The following is a 13,619-nucleotide window of genomic DNA, read 5'->3' as shown; positions in this document are numbered from 1 at the left end:
TCTCCGCTCAGTAATGGCTGACCTGTGCCTGCTTGACCAAGTCCTCGTAAAGGCGGGCGTAGGGTTCCACCGCCTGGCACCAGTTGAACGGCTGGGTCATCGACAGGCAGCGCATGGCGTTGAGCAGGTCTTTCTTGCCGTAGACATAGAAGGCGCGGCTGAGCGCCTCGCGGTAGCTCTCGACGGTCGATTCGTTGAACAGGAAACCGGTGACACCGCACTCGATGGTATCGGCCAGGCCACCGGTATTACGCGCCACCGGCAGCGAACCGAAGCGCTGCGCGTACATCTGGCTGAGGCCGCATGGCTCATAGCGCGAGGGCATCAGCAGGAAGTCACTGCCGGCGAACATGCGCCGGGCATCGGTTTCGTTGAAGCCGATGCGCACGCCGATGCGGCCTGGGTGACGCAGCGCCAGTTCGCGCATGGCCTGTTCTTCTTCCGGCTCGCCACGGCCGATGATCGCGATCTGCCCGCCTTGCTCGACGATGTAGTCGGCCACGCCCAGGGTCAGGTCCAGGCCTTTCTGGTAGACCAGGCGCGAGACCACGGCAAACAACGGCCCTTCGGAAGGTTCCAGCTCGAACAACTGGCGCACCGCTTCGGCGTTACGCGCCTTGCCGGCCCAGTCGTTGATGCTGAAGTTGTGTTGCAGGTGTTTGTCGGTGGCCGAATCCCAGCTTTCGTCGATGCCGTTGGGGATGCCACCTAGCAGGCCTTGCTGGGCCTTGGCCGAGAGGAAACCATCCAGGCCGCAGCCAAACTCCGGCGTGGTGATTTCCCGGGCATAGGTGGCGCTGACCGTGGTGATGTGGCTGGAGTAGGCCAGGCCCGCCTTGAGGAACGACAACTTGCCGTAGAACTCCATGCCTTCTTGCTGCATGGCATGCTCGGGGATCGCCAGTTCCGGGCTGCAGCCACGGCTATAGACGCCCTGGTAGGCCAGGTTGTGAATGGTGAACAACGTCGGCGTGTTCAGCCCGCGCCAATGCATGTAGGCCGGGGCCAGGCCGGCAGGCCAGTCGTGGGCGTGCACCACTTCGGGCTTCCAGTGGATCATGCCTTCGCCTGCGGCAATTTCGGCGGCAGCCAGGCCCAGGCGGGCGAAGCGGATGTGGTTATCGGGCCAGTCGCGACCATTGTTGGCACCATAGGGAGTGCCATCACGCTGGTACAACTCAGGGCAGATCAACACATAGATGACCAGACCGTCAGCCAGGTCCATACGCCCGATCTTGCACGGCGGCAGCGCCGCATGGCCGCCCAGTTCGCCGACAATGTGAATCGGGTTGTCGCTTTCCATCACCTGGCGGTAGCCGGGGATCAGTACCCGTACATCATGCAAATGCGCCAAGGCGCGGGGCAGGGCGGCGGAGACATCGCCCAGGCCGCCGGTCTTGACCAGGTCGGCGATCTCCGAGGTGACGAACAGAATCTTGCGTTTGTTCGGGTTGTGCTGGCGCTGGGCGCCGGGTGCCTTGCCTGTCGTGGCGAAATCCGGGGTAAGCGGCTCGCGGTTGTCCGGGTTGAATGAATCTACGTGAGGCTCGACAGCGGCACTGATCATACTTCTCTCCGTCCCTATGCTTGGCCGGGTGCTGGCACCCGTGGTGTTATCTCGTGTTGGTTCTCTCTAATACAAAACTGTGTAGTGCTATCCATGCCCCTGAGTCGTGCGCACAGGCTCAACGCGATCAGCATTCCGGCCGACGGCGATTGGACTGATTGGGGTTGGCGGGCCCTGGCTGGGGAAGCCCCCTTTGCACGTGCCCTACTTAATTGCTGACCCACCGCCGTTTGTGAAAGTTCGACTTTTCTACGTCACTCTTCCTCTGAGCAAATGGCGGGCCGAAAGCTGAGTGTAGGAGAGAAGAAGTAAAAAAGGTGACCCACTGGTCACTTTCGTTATGGCTGATTTAGACGCAAACGTTGGCGAATGTGACTGGATGTGAACAGGGGTGATCGAGGGTGGGGCAGGCGGGAAGGGCGGCGCGTCGTCATGGGGCGCGCGCGTGTTTTCTCGCCCTCTTATGGGGCGGGTAAAACACGCAATTTGCAGGTGTCTTGCTAAGGCGACCTCAGCTTTGTGGCAACAGTGAGGAATGGTGGTGGCTGATCAGCCAGGCCTGCCCGTCCCAGCGGTAGGTGAAGGTGTAGCGCGCGGGTACCTGCTTGCCGTTGGCGGCAAAGTCGAAGGTATACAGCCCTGCCAGGGTCATCTTGTTGCAGCCAGGGGTCAGGTGAAGCGTGTCCAGCGTGCCACTTGGCCGATCAGCAAGAAAGTGCTGAAAGTAGTCGATTCGCTCGTCGGGGGTCAGCCGAGGCACCTTCGACACCGTGGGCAGCAATACCGCATCGTCGCTGTACAGTTTGGCGACGGCCGCCGCATCGCCAGTCTGCAGGCTGGCATTCCATTGCTCGAACAAGGCGCGGGACTCGGCCTCAGTCAGCGTCTGGCATTGTTGTGGCGGGTTTGTTTGTGGCGTGCTCGCCTGCGCCGGCAGGCAGGCGATGAGCAGGGCGGCAGGGAGCAAATAGGCAACGGGGGACATACGCGTATCCATCGGCGGATGCAGGCTCCGGAGCGGGCCTGCGGCGGATGCTACGGTAAGGAGGGCGTGCCCCCGTCAACGAGTAGAAAGTTCGTCAGCGGCTGACGGATTTTTCGCCAATATTGGCTTGTTCCAGCATTTGGCTGAGTTGCGCGACACGTTGTTGCAGCTGATCGCGTTCTTGCTTCAGGCGGGCCAGTTCATCACGGCGCACTGAGACGTAGAGTGTCTGGATGGGAGTCGCTGGCATCAAAGTACCCATTGCACACCTCGCAATTGGTGGAGACATTTTCAAGCGTAGTCGCTTCATGCGGGGCGCATTCTGAATTCTTTCACCGCCCGTGGGAACTTTTTTGTTTATCGTGGTCTTGCCGTTCGTCGCTGAACCCTTCGGCGGTACGCTGGACTAATCTGAAACGCTGAACTGTAGTCGTCATCTATTTCGCAAGGGGAGCATCGGCTCATGCAACTGGGAATCGTCGGGCTGGGCCGCATGGGCGGCAATATTGCAAGGCGCCTGATGCGCGCCGGCCACCGCACCGTGGTGCACGACCGCAACCGTGACGCCATTGTGGGGCTGGAGGGCGAGGGAGCCCAAGGTGCGCACGACCTCGGTGCACTGGTACAGAAACTCAAGGCACCGCGCGCGGTGTGGGTGATGCTGCCGGCCGGGGAGCCTACCGAGCAGACCATCGCCCAACTGGCCGAGCTGCTGGAACCGGGCGATGCGATCATCGACGGGGGCAACACCTTCTATAAAGACGACATGCGCCGTGCGGGCGAACTGGCCAAACGTGGCCTGCATTACCTGGACGTCGGTACCTCAGGTGGTGTGTGGGGGCTGGACCGTGGCTACTGCATGATGATCGGTGGCGAAAAGGACGTGTTTGAACGCCTGGAGCCGCTGTTCAAGGCGTTGGCACCCGGCGTTGGCGACATCCCACGCACCCATGGCCGCGAAGGCGAGCACCAGCGCGCCGAGCATGGCTACATTCACGCCGGCCCGCCCGGCGCCGGTCACTACGTGAAAATGGTCCACAACGGCATCGAATACGGCCTGATGCAGGCCTACGCCGAAGGCTTCGATTTGCTGCGCAGCAAAGGCGGCAACGAGCTGCCGGAAGAACAACGTTTCGACCTCAACGTGGCCGAAATCGCTGAAGTCTGGCGTCGTGGCAGTGTGGTGACCTCGTGGCTGCTCGACCTCACCGCCGACGCCTTGGTGGCTGACCCGCAGTTGGCGCAGTTCAGTGGTTCGGTGTCGGACAGTGGCGAAGGCCGCTGGACCATCGACGCCGCCGTTGAGCAAGCCGTGCCAGTGCCAGTGCTGTCCAGCGCGCTGTTCGCCCGCTTCCGCTCGCGCCAGCAGCAGGGTACTTACGGTGACAAGATCCTCTCGGCCATGCGCCTGGGCTTCGGTGGCCATGTCGAGAATAAAGGCGAATGACTAAACAGACGATCCCTGCTGCACCGCCTTGTACCTTGTTCCTGTTTGGCGCCAATGGCGACCTGGTCAAGCGCCTGCTGATGCCGGCGCTGTACAACCTTAGCCGCGACGGGTTGCTGGACCGCAACCTGCGCATTGTCGGCGTCGACCACAATGCGGCCACTGCCGAAGCGTTCGCCGACCGCCTGCACGCGTTCATGCTGGAGCGGGACAAGGGCAGTGAGGGAGGCGCCAAGTGCCTGGACGAAAAGCTCTGGGCGCGCCTGGCCAAACAGCTCGACTACCAGACCGGCGACTTTCTGGACCCGGCCACTTACCAGGCCATCGCCAAGCGCATCGACGCGACCCGGCATGGCAACGCGATTTTCTACTTGGCGACATCGCCACGCTTCTTCCCCGAAGTGGCCCAACGCCTGGGCCAGGCCGGCTTGCTCGATGAGTCCGGCGGGGGCTTCCGTCGGGTCGTGGTGGAGAAGCCTTTCGGGACCGACCTTGCTAGCGCCGAGGCACTCAATGCCTGTTTGCTGAAGGTGATGGGCGAGCGGCAGATCTACCGCATCGACCATTACCTGGGTAAAGAGACGGTGCAGAACATCCTGGTCAGCCGCTTCTCCAACGGCCTGTTCGAGTCGTTCTGGAACAACCACTACATCGATCATGTGCAAATCACCGCCGCCGAGACCGTTGGCGTCGAGACCCGGGGTGCGTTCTATGACAACACCGGGGCCCTGCGCGACATGGTCCCCAACCACTTGTTCCAGCTGTTGGCGATGGTCGCCATGGAGCCACCGGCCGCCTTTGGCGCCGATGCGGTGCGTGGTGAAAAGGCCAAGGTGATCGGTGCCATTCGCCCGTGGTCGACGAAGATGGCGCTGAAGAACTCCGTGCGCGGTCAGTACAGCGCTGGCAAGCAGGGGCGCAAGCGCTTGGCCGGTTACCGCCAGGAGGCCAACGTAGCGGAAAACAGCCAGACCGAAACCTACGTAGCGTTGAAGGTGATGATCGACAACTGGCGCTGGGCCGGCGTGCCGTTCTACCTGCGTACCGGCAAGCGCATGAGCGTGCGCGACACCGAGATCGCCATCTGCTTCAAGCCTGCGCCGTATGCGCAGTTTCGCGAGTCGGAGCTGGAACGGCCCAAACCCAACTACCTGAAAATCCAGATCCAGCCCAATGAGGGCATGTGGTTCGACTTGCAGGCCAAGCGCCCAGGGCCGGAGCTGGTGATGGAGAATGTCGAGCTGGGTTTTGCCTACAAAGACTTCTTCAAGATGACCCCGGCGACGGGCTACGAGACGCTGATCTACGACTGCCTGACCGGCGATCAGACCTTGTTCCAGCGCGCCGACAACATCGAGAACGGCTGGCGCGCGGTACAGCCGTTTCTCGATGCCTGGGCCAAGGAAGGGGAGGTGCATGAATACCCGGCGGGTGAGGATGGGCCCGAGGCAGGCAATGAGCTGCTGACCCGGGACAAGCGAGAATGGCACCGCCTGGGGTGACCTGATCAAGCGGTGTTGCCTGTGCCGGCCTCTTCGCGGGCAAGCCCGCTCCCACAGTCTTGAGCACTGTGCAGAACCTGTAGGAGCGGGCTTGCCCGCGAAGAGGCCAGTACAGGCAACAGCCCCGGCTCAATTGAAGGAGATCCAATGCCCGCAGCTATCGAAGACTACGCTCTGCTCGGCAATTGCCGCAGTGCCGCCCTGGTCAGCCGGGATGGCTCGCTCGACTGGCTGTGCCTGCCGCGCTTCGACGCCCCGGCGGTATTCGCAGCGCTGTTGGGCAACGATGAAAACGGCCGTTGGCGCCTGGCCCCCTGCGACCCGGTCGAACACACCAGCCGGCAATACCTGGACGACACCCTGGTGCTGGAAACCACCTGGGTCACCGCCTCAGGCCGGGCCCGCGTGCTGGACTTGATGCCTTTGGGCGAGGTCAACTCGGTCATCCGCATCGTCGAGGGGCTTGCTGGCGAAACCAACTTCGAAATGGACCTGGTGATGCGTTTCGACTACGGCCGCAGCGTGCCGTGGGTGGAACGGCTCGACCCCTTGACCCTCAGCGCCGTCGCCGGCCCAGACCGGTTGATCCTCAGCAGCACCGTGCCCCCGCATGCCCGCGACCACCACACCGTTGCACGTTTTCGCGTGCGTGCCGGTGAACGCCAGGTCTTCAGCCTGCGCCACCAGCCCTCGCACCTGCCTGTTCAGCCCGATTGCGATGTCGACACCGCGCTGGGGCAAACCATCGACCAATGGCAGGCCTTTGCCGCCCGCTGCCCGGAGGTCGGCCCCTATACCGCCCGGGTGCGTCGTTCGCTGCTCACGCTCAAGGCGATGACCTACGCGCCCACCGGCGGGATCGTTGCCGCGGTTACCACGTCGCTGCCCGAACGTATCGGCGGTGAACGCAACTGGGACTACCGCTTCTGCTGGCTGCGCGACGCCACCATGACCTTGTTGGCGTTCATGAACCTTGGCTACTTCGACGAAGCCCAGGCCTGGCGTGAATGGCTGCTGCGTTCGGTCGCCGGCAACCCCGAGCAGATGCAGATCATGTATGGCCTGGCCGGCGAGCGCGACCTGCAGGAATACACCTTGCCGTGGTTGGCCGGTTACGAGCACTCGCAGCCGGTGCGGGTGGGCAACGCGGCGTCGGGGCAGCGGCAGCTGGATATCTACGGCGAACTGGCCGATGCCATGAGCCAGGCAATCAAAGGCGGTTTGCCCCGCCACCCACGCAGCGCCGCGATTGCCCGGTTGATCCTGCCGTATGTCGAGCGCATCTGGCGCGAGCCCGATGAAGGTATCTGGGAAGTGCGCGGCGGCAGGCAGCATTTCGTGCACTCCAAGGTGATGGCCTGGGTGGCATTCGACCGCGCCGCAGGGTTGGCCGACACCACCGAAGAAGACCGCGCGCGCGGGCGGCATTACCGCCAGGTGGCGGATGAGATCCATCGGGAAGTGTGTGAGAACGGGCTGGACCCCAGCGGTACATTTTTCGTGCAGGCCTATGGCGCCAACGAGTTGGACGCCAGCCTGCTGCACATCGCCTTGACCGGTTTTTTGCCAGCGGATGACCCTCGTTTTCTGCGCACCCTGCAGGAAATCGAGCAGCGCCTGCTGAAAAATGGCTTGCTGTTGCGCTATGACACCGACAGCTGCAGCGATGGCCTGACCCCGGGCGAGGGCACCTTCCTGGTGTGTTCGTTCTGGCTCGCCGACGTCTATGTCCTGCTGGGCCGGCAAACGCAGGCGCAAGCCTTGTACGAACGGCTGAGCGGCCTGTGCAACGACCTGGGTTTGCTGGCGGAGCAGTACGACCCGGCCGGCAAGCGAATGCTGGGCAACTTCCCACAGGCGTTCAGCCATATCGGCATCATCAACACGGCACTGAACCTGCACCGTGCGCAGTGCCCGGCGCGGGACCGGGCGCGTTGTGGATAGGTCGGCGGATGTGCAACGACTGCAGTAGACTGGAGCATCCCCATCGGCAAGGAGCACGCATGAGCGTTCGTGGCCACGATCGGCAGATCGACAACATCGAATTCAACGTCGGCGATATCGCACGGAGCAAGGCTTTTTACGGCAGCGTGTTCGGCTGGCGTTTCACCGATTACGGGCCCAGTTACACGGAGTTCAGCGATGGTCGCCTGACCGGGGGCTTTACCACGGGTGAGCCGGTGCGCCTGGGTGGCCCGCTGGTCATCCTGTATGCGGACGATCTGCAGGCAACGCAGCAGCGGATCGTGGCGGCGGGGGCGGTGATCAGCCGGGCGACGTTTGCGTTCCCGGGGGGGCGCCGGTTCCATTTCGTGGACCCGGACGGCTATGAACTGGCGGTGTGGACGGCCCAACCTTAATGGCCAACCACAAGATCGAGATCCGTCGGCGCAATATCGAGAAAATTCTTCAGGCGGCGGAAAAGGTGTTCGCCGAAAAAGGCTACGGCGCTACCTCTATGGGTGATATCGCCGAGCAAGCTGAGCTGCCGCGCTCTAACCTGCATTACTACTTCAGCACCAAGGACGAACTGTTCCGCGCGGTGCTGCAGGACCTGCTGGACGTGTGGAAACAGGACGCGTTGTGCTTCGAAAATTTCGATGACCCGCGGGTGGTGCTCACCAGTTACATCCGGGCCAAGATGGGCCACTCGCGCTCGCGCTCGCTGGGTTCCAAGATCTGGGCTGAAGAAATGCTGCACGGGGCGCCTGTGCTGGGCGTGAGCCTGGATGAAAGCCTCGTGCCGTGGGCAAAGCTGAAGGAGGCCAAGATCCGCCGTTGGGTGGAAGAAGGGCGCATCCTGCCGGTGGAGCCGTCTGCACTGCTGTACATGATCTGGGCATCGACCCAGCACTATGCGGACTTCGGTTATCAGGTGGCGTTGCTCAATGGCGGCGAGGCGTTGTCGGACAGGGCGTTTGAAAACGCGGTGCAGACGGTGACCAGTGTCATCCTGCGCGGCATTGGGTTGGAACCTTGACTATGAGCTTGAGTGAACGGGCTGTACGCAGCATCCACGATGTACATGATTTGATCCATGCCGTATTCACCCGGCCCGCTGCGCAGACCGAGGCGCTTCGCAGCGAGTTGATGGCGGTGTTTGCCGACAACTTCAGTATGGTCACCACGGCGGGCGCGATTGTTGATCGCCAGCAGGTGGGGCAGTTGTTCGAGCGGGGGGGCGGCGCTCGGCCAGGGCTAGAAATCGATGTCAGTGACGTGCAGGTAGTCTGGCAGGCGGGGGCAAGTGTGGCGGTGCGCTACAAGGAGACCCACCGGTTGCAGGGGCAGGAGACTGCGCGGTATTCGTTGGCGATTGTTGAGTGTGGCGAGCAGCGGGTGGTGTGGGTGTACCTGCATGAGACGGCGGTGGTTTGATTGTCGGGGGCTGCTGTGCAGCCCATCGCAGGCAAGCCAGCTCCCACCCGAACTGTGTAGCCTCCAAAGCTAGCGCCGCACCTGTGGGAGCTGGCTTGCCAGCGATGAGGCCAGAACAAGCACCACAAGACAGTTGCTCCCACCTGAACTGTGTAGCCTCCAAGGCTAGCGCCGCACCTGTGGGAGCTGGCTTGCCAGCGATGCGGCCGGAACAAGCATTACAAGACAGTTGCTCCCACAGGTTTTGCGTGCCTTCTCAGGCTGGCAAGTATCCTGTGGGAGCGGGCTTGCCCCGCGAAGGGCTGCGCAGCGGCCCCGGCTTTTTCAGCCTCAGCTCGCCTCGCGATAGGGGTTACGCGGATCCTGTGTCCAGTTCAGGTAAGGCTTGCCGGTATCCTGCGCCACCATGTCGATGCAGTTTTCCACCGGGCAGGTGATCTGGCACAGGTTGCAGCCCACGCATTCCTCCTCGATCACGCTGTAGACGTGGGTGCCGTCGGCCTTGGCCGTGCTGGCAATGGCCTGGTGCGAGGTGTCTTCGCAGGCGATATGGCAACGACCGCACCTAATGCAGGCGTCCTGGTCAATGTGCGCCACTGACTTGTAGTTGATGTCCAGGTACTTCCAGTCAGTGGTGTGCCCCACCGCCTGGCCTCTGAATGCTTCCAGGTTGCGGTGCCCATGCTGGTCCATCCAGCGCGCCAGGCCATCTTTCATGTCTTCGACAATGCGGAACCCGTGCAGCATCGCTGCCGTGCATACCTGCACGGCGCCACTGCCCAGGGCAATGAACTCGGCCGCGTCTCGCCAGTTGCCGATGCCGCCGATGCCACAGATGGGCAAGCCGCGTGTTTGCGGGTCGCGGGCGATTTCCGCGACCATGTTCAGCGCGATCGGCTTGACCGCCGACCCGCAATAGCCGCCATGGGTGCTCTGGTCGCCGACTATCGGGTGGGCCACCATGCGGTCCAGGTCCACGCTGGTGATCGAGTTGATGGTGTTGATCAACGACACCGCATCCGCCCCGCCACGGTGCGCGGCGCGGGCCGACTGGCGAATGTCGGTGATGTTGGGTGTGAGTTTCACGATCACCGGCAGGGCGCAATAGGTCTTGCACCAGCGGGTGACCATCTCCACATATTCCGGTACCTGGCCGACTGCTGCGCCCATGCCGCGCTCAGGCATGCCGTGGGGGCAGCCGAAGTTCAGCTCGATACCATCAGCGCCCGTGGCCTCCACCAGAGGTAGGATGAACTTCCAGGATTCTTCCTCGCACGGCACCATCAACGACACGATTAGCGCACGGTCGGGCCAGTCCTTCTTCACCTGGGTGATCTCGCGCAGGTTGATTTCCAGCGAGCGGTCGGTGATCAGTTCGATGTTGTTGATCCCCTGCACCTGGCGGTTGGGGCCGTAGTGCGCCGAGTAGCGCGACGACACGTTGACCGCCGCCGGGTCTTCGCCGAGGGTTTTCCAGACCACACCGCCCCAGCCAGCCTCGAAGGCGCGGACCACGTTGTAGGCCTTGTCGGTGGGGGGCGCCGAGGCCAGCCAGAATGGGTTGGGTGCCTTGATACCGGCAAATTCGATAGACAAGTCGGCCATTTACGCTGCCTCCACGTTGAGCATGAGTTGGGCATGGATGGCTTCAGCGGCCAGCTTGCCGTGCTGCACAGCCTGGACGGTGAGGTCCTGGCCCAGGGCGGTACAGTCGCCGCCCGCGTAGACGCCCGCCAGGCTGGTGCGCATGTGCGCATCGACGCGAATGCGTTCACCCTCGCGGGCCAGTTGCGCCGCCACGGGGTCGGCGAGGCTGGCGTCATCGAAGCGTTGGCCGATGGCCTTGAAGATCGCATCGGCGGCCAGCTCGAAGGTTTCGCCGGTGTCGCGCAGGCGCCCGTCGGCAAGCTCGGTGCGGGCAAAGCGCATGCCGCGCACCTGGCCGGCATCGTCCAGCAGTACCGCTTCGGGGCGTGCCCAGGTGTGCAGGCGCACTTGGTTGGCCTTGGCGATGTCTTGCTCGTGATCGGTGGCGCCCATGTCGGCGTGGCCGCGGCGGTACACCAGGTTGACGTCACGGGCGCCCAGGCGGCTCATCTGCACGGCCATGTCGATGGCGGTGTTGCCGGCGCCGATCACCAGGCAGCGGTCGGCCAGCGGCAGTTGGCTCAGGTCATCGGCCTGGCGCAGTTCGCGGATGTACTGCGTGGCGGCGAGCACCCCAGGTGCCTCTTCATCGGCCAAGCCGAGCTGGCGTACCGCATTCAGGCCCAGGCCCAGGAACACCGCGTCGTATTGATCGCGCAGCTCGCCCAGGCCAAGGTTGTCCCCCAGGCGTTGGCCGTGGCGGATTTCGATGCCACCGATGCCCAGCAGGAATTCCACTTCGCGCTGGGCGTAGCCGTCTACCAGTTTGTAGCGGGCGATACCGTATTCGTTGAGGCCACCGGCTTTTTCGCAGGCTTCGAACACCACCACGTCATGCCCATGCATGGCCAGGCGATGCGCGCAGGACAACCCCGCAGGGCCGGCGCCGACCACGGCGATGCGCTTGCCGGTAGCGGGGGAGCGGGTGAAGGGGTGCTCGGTGAAGTGCGCGTTGTCCAGCGCATAGCGTTGCAACTGGCCAATCAGCACCGGTGCGCATTCTTGGGCGTTGTTGCGTACGCAGGCCTGTTGGCAGAGGATTTCGGTCGGGCAGACACGGGCGCAACTGCCGCCGAGAATATTGGCCGAGAGAATGCGTTCGGCGGCGCCTTGCAGGTTCTCGTCACTGATGCGGTGGATGAACGAGGGAATGTCGATTTCGCTGGGGCACGCATTGACGCAGGGCGCGTCGTAGCAATACAGGCAGCGTGCGCTCTCCACGGCGGCCTGGCGGGCGGTGAGGGGAGGGGCGAGATCGCCGAAGCGCTCGGCCAGCTGGTCGGCGCCGGCCCGGGGGCGCGGCAAGTGGTTCAGGGCATCGATCACGGTTGTAGCCTCTCTTTTCTTTTTTGGATGTGGCAGTCAACGGCAATACGGCGCCGCCCGGCCTCTTCAGGGCCGGTACGGCAGTGCAGGTGCAGTGCGGGTAATGCTCAGCGCTGAACGGGTGTCGGGCGCTGTTGCTCGGCGCGGCGGCCTAACACCTCGTACACCGAGGGGTAGGCCGGGCGCTCCACGTAACGACCGGCGCCAGGTTCGGCGCGCAAGTCGCCATCGGCCCACAGCACACGGCCCTGGCTGATGGTGTGGCTGGGGATGCCGCGAACGGTGCGGCCTTCGAAAATGTTGAAGTCCACGCGCTGGTGGTGGGTTTGCGCCGAAATCGTCCGCGTGCCCTGCGGGTCCCACAGCACCAGGTCAGCGTCGGCACCGACGCGAATCGCGCCCTTGCGCGGGAACAGGTTGAAGATCTTGGCCGTGTTGGTGGAGGTCAGCGCGACGAATTCCTGCATCGACAAGCGCCCACTGTTGACTCCGGCATCCCACAGCACCGCCATGCGGTCTTCGATGCCGGCGGTGCCATTGGGGATGCGGCTGAAGTCATCGCGGCCCATGGCCTTTTGTTCGGCGCAGAAGCAGCAGTGGTCGGTGGCGGTGGTGTGCAGGTTGCCCGACTGCAGGCCGCGCCACAGGGCTTCCTGGTGTTCCCGCGGGCGGAAGGGCGGGCTCATTACATAGCCTGCGGCCGTGGCCCAATCCGGATTGCGGTAGACGCTGTCGTCGAGCAGCAGGTGGCCTGGCAGTACCTCACCATACACCGGCTGGCCTTTGGCCCGAGCGTAGGTGATCTCGTCCAGGGCTTCGCGGCTCGAGATGTGCACCACATACAGCGGCGTACCGATGGTTTCGGCAATACGGATAGCACGGCTGGCCGCCTCGCCTTCGACCTGCGAAGGGCGCGACAGCGGGTGTGCCTCTGGCCCGGTCAGGCCTTGGGCCAGCAGCTTGTTCTGCAGGTGGTAGACCAGCTCGCCGTTCTCGGCATGCACGGTAGGCACCGCGCCCAGTTGCAGGCAGCGCTCGAAGCTGGCGACCAAGGTATCGTCGGCCGCCATGATGGCGTTCTTGTACGCCATGAAGTGCTTGAAGCTGTTCACCCCGTGGTTGGCCACCAGCTCGCCCATCTCTTCTGCGACCTGCTCGCTCCACCAGGTGATGGCGACGTGGAAGCCGTAGTCGCAGGCACTCTTTTGCGCCCAGCCACGCCAGGTGTGAAAGGCCTCCAGCAATGACTGCTGCGGGTTGGGGATGACGAAGTCGATGATGGAGGTGGTACCACCGGCCAGGCCGGCAGCGGTGCCGCTGAAGAAGTCTTCGCTGGCCACGGTGCCCATGAAGGGCAGTTGCATGTGGGTGTGCGGGTCGATGCCGCCGGGCATCAGGTACTGGCCACTGCCGTCGAGGATTTCGCAGTCGGTGGGCGGTTCGAGGTTTGCGCCTATGGCCGCTATCAGGCCATCGACACACAGGACATCGGCGGTGTAACGCTCTTCGTGGGTGATCACGGTGGCACCACGGATCAACAGGGACATGCCGTCTTCCTCGCAGGCTGACCGGTCTGGGCCGGTTCTTGAATTGTTATACGCCAGTGACTGCCGGTGATCGAAGGGTAGCCTACAATCCTGTCAGGCCTGACAAGAATGGAATCTAGATGGTGATTTGGGATTGTTCAAGAAAATAATTTATGAGCTTATAACTTTCGTAACTTATTGATATTTAGATAATTATTGTTTGAATCACCAAAATGGTGAG

The 13,619-nt window shown here is 63.1% G+C and carries 12 protein-coding genes; 6 read left to right on the top strand and 6 right to left on the bottom strand.

The window, feature by feature from the left end:
• Positions 1-7: 7 nt before the first annotated feature.
• The 3 genes from glgA to D886_RS28340 form a co-directional block, all read right to left on the bottom strand.
• A complete protein-coding gene (glgA, locus tag D886_RS0104600) occupies positions 8-1,567 on the bottom strand; it encodes a glycogen synthase GlgA (RefSeq protein WP_027592769.1) in 1,560 nt (519 codons plus the stop codon).
• A gap of 511 nt (positions 1,568-2,078) precedes the next feature.
• Entirely contained in the window at positions 2,079-2,552 is a 474-nt protein-coding gene (locus D886_RS0104595; RefSeq protein WP_081717453.1) for an SgcJ/EcaC family oxidoreductase, read from the bottom strand.
• A 94-nt stretch (positions 2,553-2,646) separates the two neighbouring features.
• Positions 2,647-2,814 carry a DUF6026 family protein gene (locus D886_RS28340; RefSeq protein WP_177323874.1) on the bottom strand — a complete coding sequence of 56 codons (168 nt, stop codon included), beginning with the start codon at positions 2,812-2,814 and terminating at the stop codon, positions 2,647-2,649.
• Positions 2,815-3,015: 201 nt separating this feature from the next.
• On the opposite strand from D886_RS28340, the gene gnd reads away from it, so the two are divergent.
• The 6 genes from gnd to D886_RS0104555 all read left to right on the top strand — a co-directional run bounded on the left by gnd (position 3,016) and on the right by D886_RS0104555 (position 8,879).
• The gene (gnd, locus tag D886_RS0104580) at positions 3,016-3,999 is read left to right on the top strand and encodes a phosphogluconate dehydrogenase (NAD(+)-dependent, decarboxylating) (RefSeq protein WP_027592767.1); all 984 of its coding nucleotides are present in this window, start codon (positions 3,016-3,018) and stop codon (positions 3,997-3,999) included.
• On the top strand, positions 3,996-5,501 hold the full coding sequence (gene zwf, locus D886_RS0104575) for a glucose-6-phosphate dehydrogenase (RefSeq protein WP_027592766.1): 1,506 nt from the start codon (positions 3,996-3,998) through the stop codon (positions 5,499-5,501). Before gnd ends, zwf begins: the two co-directional genes overlap by 4 nt.
• A 147-nt stretch (positions 5,502-5,648) precedes the next feature.
• Positions 5,649-7,445 carry a glycoside hydrolase family 15 protein gene (locus D886_RS0104570; protein WP_027592765.1) on the top strand — a complete coding sequence of 599 codons (1,797 nt, stop codon included), beginning with the start codon at positions 5,649-5,651 and terminating at the stop codon, positions 7,443-7,445.
• A 59-nt stretch (positions 7,446-7,504) separates the two neighbouring features.
• A complete protein-coding gene (locus D886_RS0104565; protein ID WP_027592764.1) occupies positions 7,505-7,861 on the top strand; it encodes a VOC family protein in 357 nt (118 codons plus the stop codon).
• Positions 7,861-8,481, top strand: coding sequence for a TetR/AcrR family transcriptional regulator (locus tag D886_RS0104560; RefSeq protein WP_027592763.1), 621 nt, complete (start codon positions 7,861-7,863; stop codon positions 8,479-8,481). Before D886_RS0104565 ends, D886_RS0104560 begins: the two co-directional genes overlap by 1 nt.
• A 2-nt stretch (positions 8,482-8,483) precedes the next feature.
• Entirely contained in the window at positions 8,484-8,879 is a 396-nt protein-coding gene (locus D886_RS0104555; protein WP_027592762.1) for a DUF4440 domain-containing protein, read from the top strand.
• 330 nt (positions 8,880-9,209) lie between these two features.
• Here the strand turns inward: D886_RS0104555 and preA are convergent, their stop codons facing one another.
• From preA to hydA, 3 genes are all read right to left on the bottom strand, one after another.
• A complete protein-coding gene (gene preA / locus D886_RS0104550) occupies positions 9,210-10,484 on the bottom strand; it encodes an NAD-dependent dihydropyrimidine dehydrogenase subunit PreA (protein WP_027592761.1) in 1,275 nt (424 codons plus the stop codon).
• On the bottom strand, positions 10,485-11,852 hold the full coding sequence (locus D886_RS0104545; RefSeq protein WP_027592760.1) for an NAD(P)-dependent oxidoreductase: 1,368 nt from the start codon (positions 11,850-11,852) through the stop codon (positions 10,485-10,487). It lies immediately after the preceding gene.
• 107 nt (positions 11,853-11,959) lie between these two features.
• Entirely contained in the window at positions 11,960-13,399 is a 1,440-nt protein-coding gene (hydA, locus tag D886_RS0104540; protein WP_027592759.1) for a dihydropyrimidinase, read from the bottom strand.
• Between the last annotated feature and the right edge of the window lie 220 nt (positions 13,400-13,619).

The sequence above is a fragment of the Pseudomonas sp. LAIL14HWK12:I7 genome, assembly GCF_000483465.1.
Lineage (GTDB): Bacteria > Pseudomonadota > Gammaproteobacteria > Pseudomonadales > Pseudomonadaceae > Aquipseudomonas > Aquipseudomonas kermanshahensis.
The sequence above is the reverse complement of the archived record's forward strand: the minus strand, read 5'-3'. Positions and strand labels throughout refer to the sequence as shown.

Excerpts from the sequence above, each read along its gene's own strand:
- D886_RS28340 (WP_177323874.1), bottom strand. The coding sequence starts at position 2,814 with ATGGGTACTTTGATGCCAGCGACTCCCATCCAGACACTCTACGTCTCA.
- D886_RS0104565 (WP_027592764.1), top strand. The coding sequence starts at position 7,505 with ATGAGCGTTCGTGGCCACGATCGGCAGATCGACAACATCGAATTCAAC.
- zwf (WP_027592766.1), top strand. The coding sequence starts at position 3,996 with ATGACTAAACAGACGATCCCTGCTGCACCGCCTTGTACCTTGTTCCTG.
- D886_RS0104555 (WP_027592762.1), top strand. The coding sequence starts at position 8,484 with ATGAGCTTGAGTGAACGGGCTGTACGCAGCATCCACGATGTACATGAT.
- D886_RS0104570 (WP_027592765.1), top strand. The coding sequence starts at position 5,649 with ATGCCCGCAGCTATCGAAGACTACGCTCTGCTCGGCAATTGCCGCAGT.
- preA (WP_027592761.1), bottom strand. The coding sequence starts at position 10,484 with ATGGCCGACTTGTCTATCGAATTTGCCGGTATCAAGGCACCCAACCCA.
- gnd (WP_027592767.1), top strand. The coding sequence starts at position 3,016 with ATGCAACTGGGAATCGTCGGGCTGGGCCGCATGGGCGGCAATATTGCA.
- D886_RS0104595 (WP_081717453.1), bottom strand. The coding sequence starts at position 2,552 with ATGTCCCCCGTTGCCTATTTGCTCCCTGCCGCCCTGCTCATCGCCTGC.
- D886_RS0104560 (WP_027592763.1), top strand. The coding sequence starts at position 7,861 with ATGGCCAACCACAAGATCGAGATCCGTCGGCGCAATATCGAGAAAATT.
- glgA (WP_027592769.1), bottom strand. The coding sequence starts at position 1,567 with ATGATCAGTGCCGCTGTCGAGCCTCACGTAGATTCATTCAACCCGGAC.
- hydA (WP_027592759.1), bottom strand. The coding sequence starts at position 13,399 with ATGTCCCTGTTGATCCGTGGTGCCACCGTGATCACCCACGAAGAGCGT.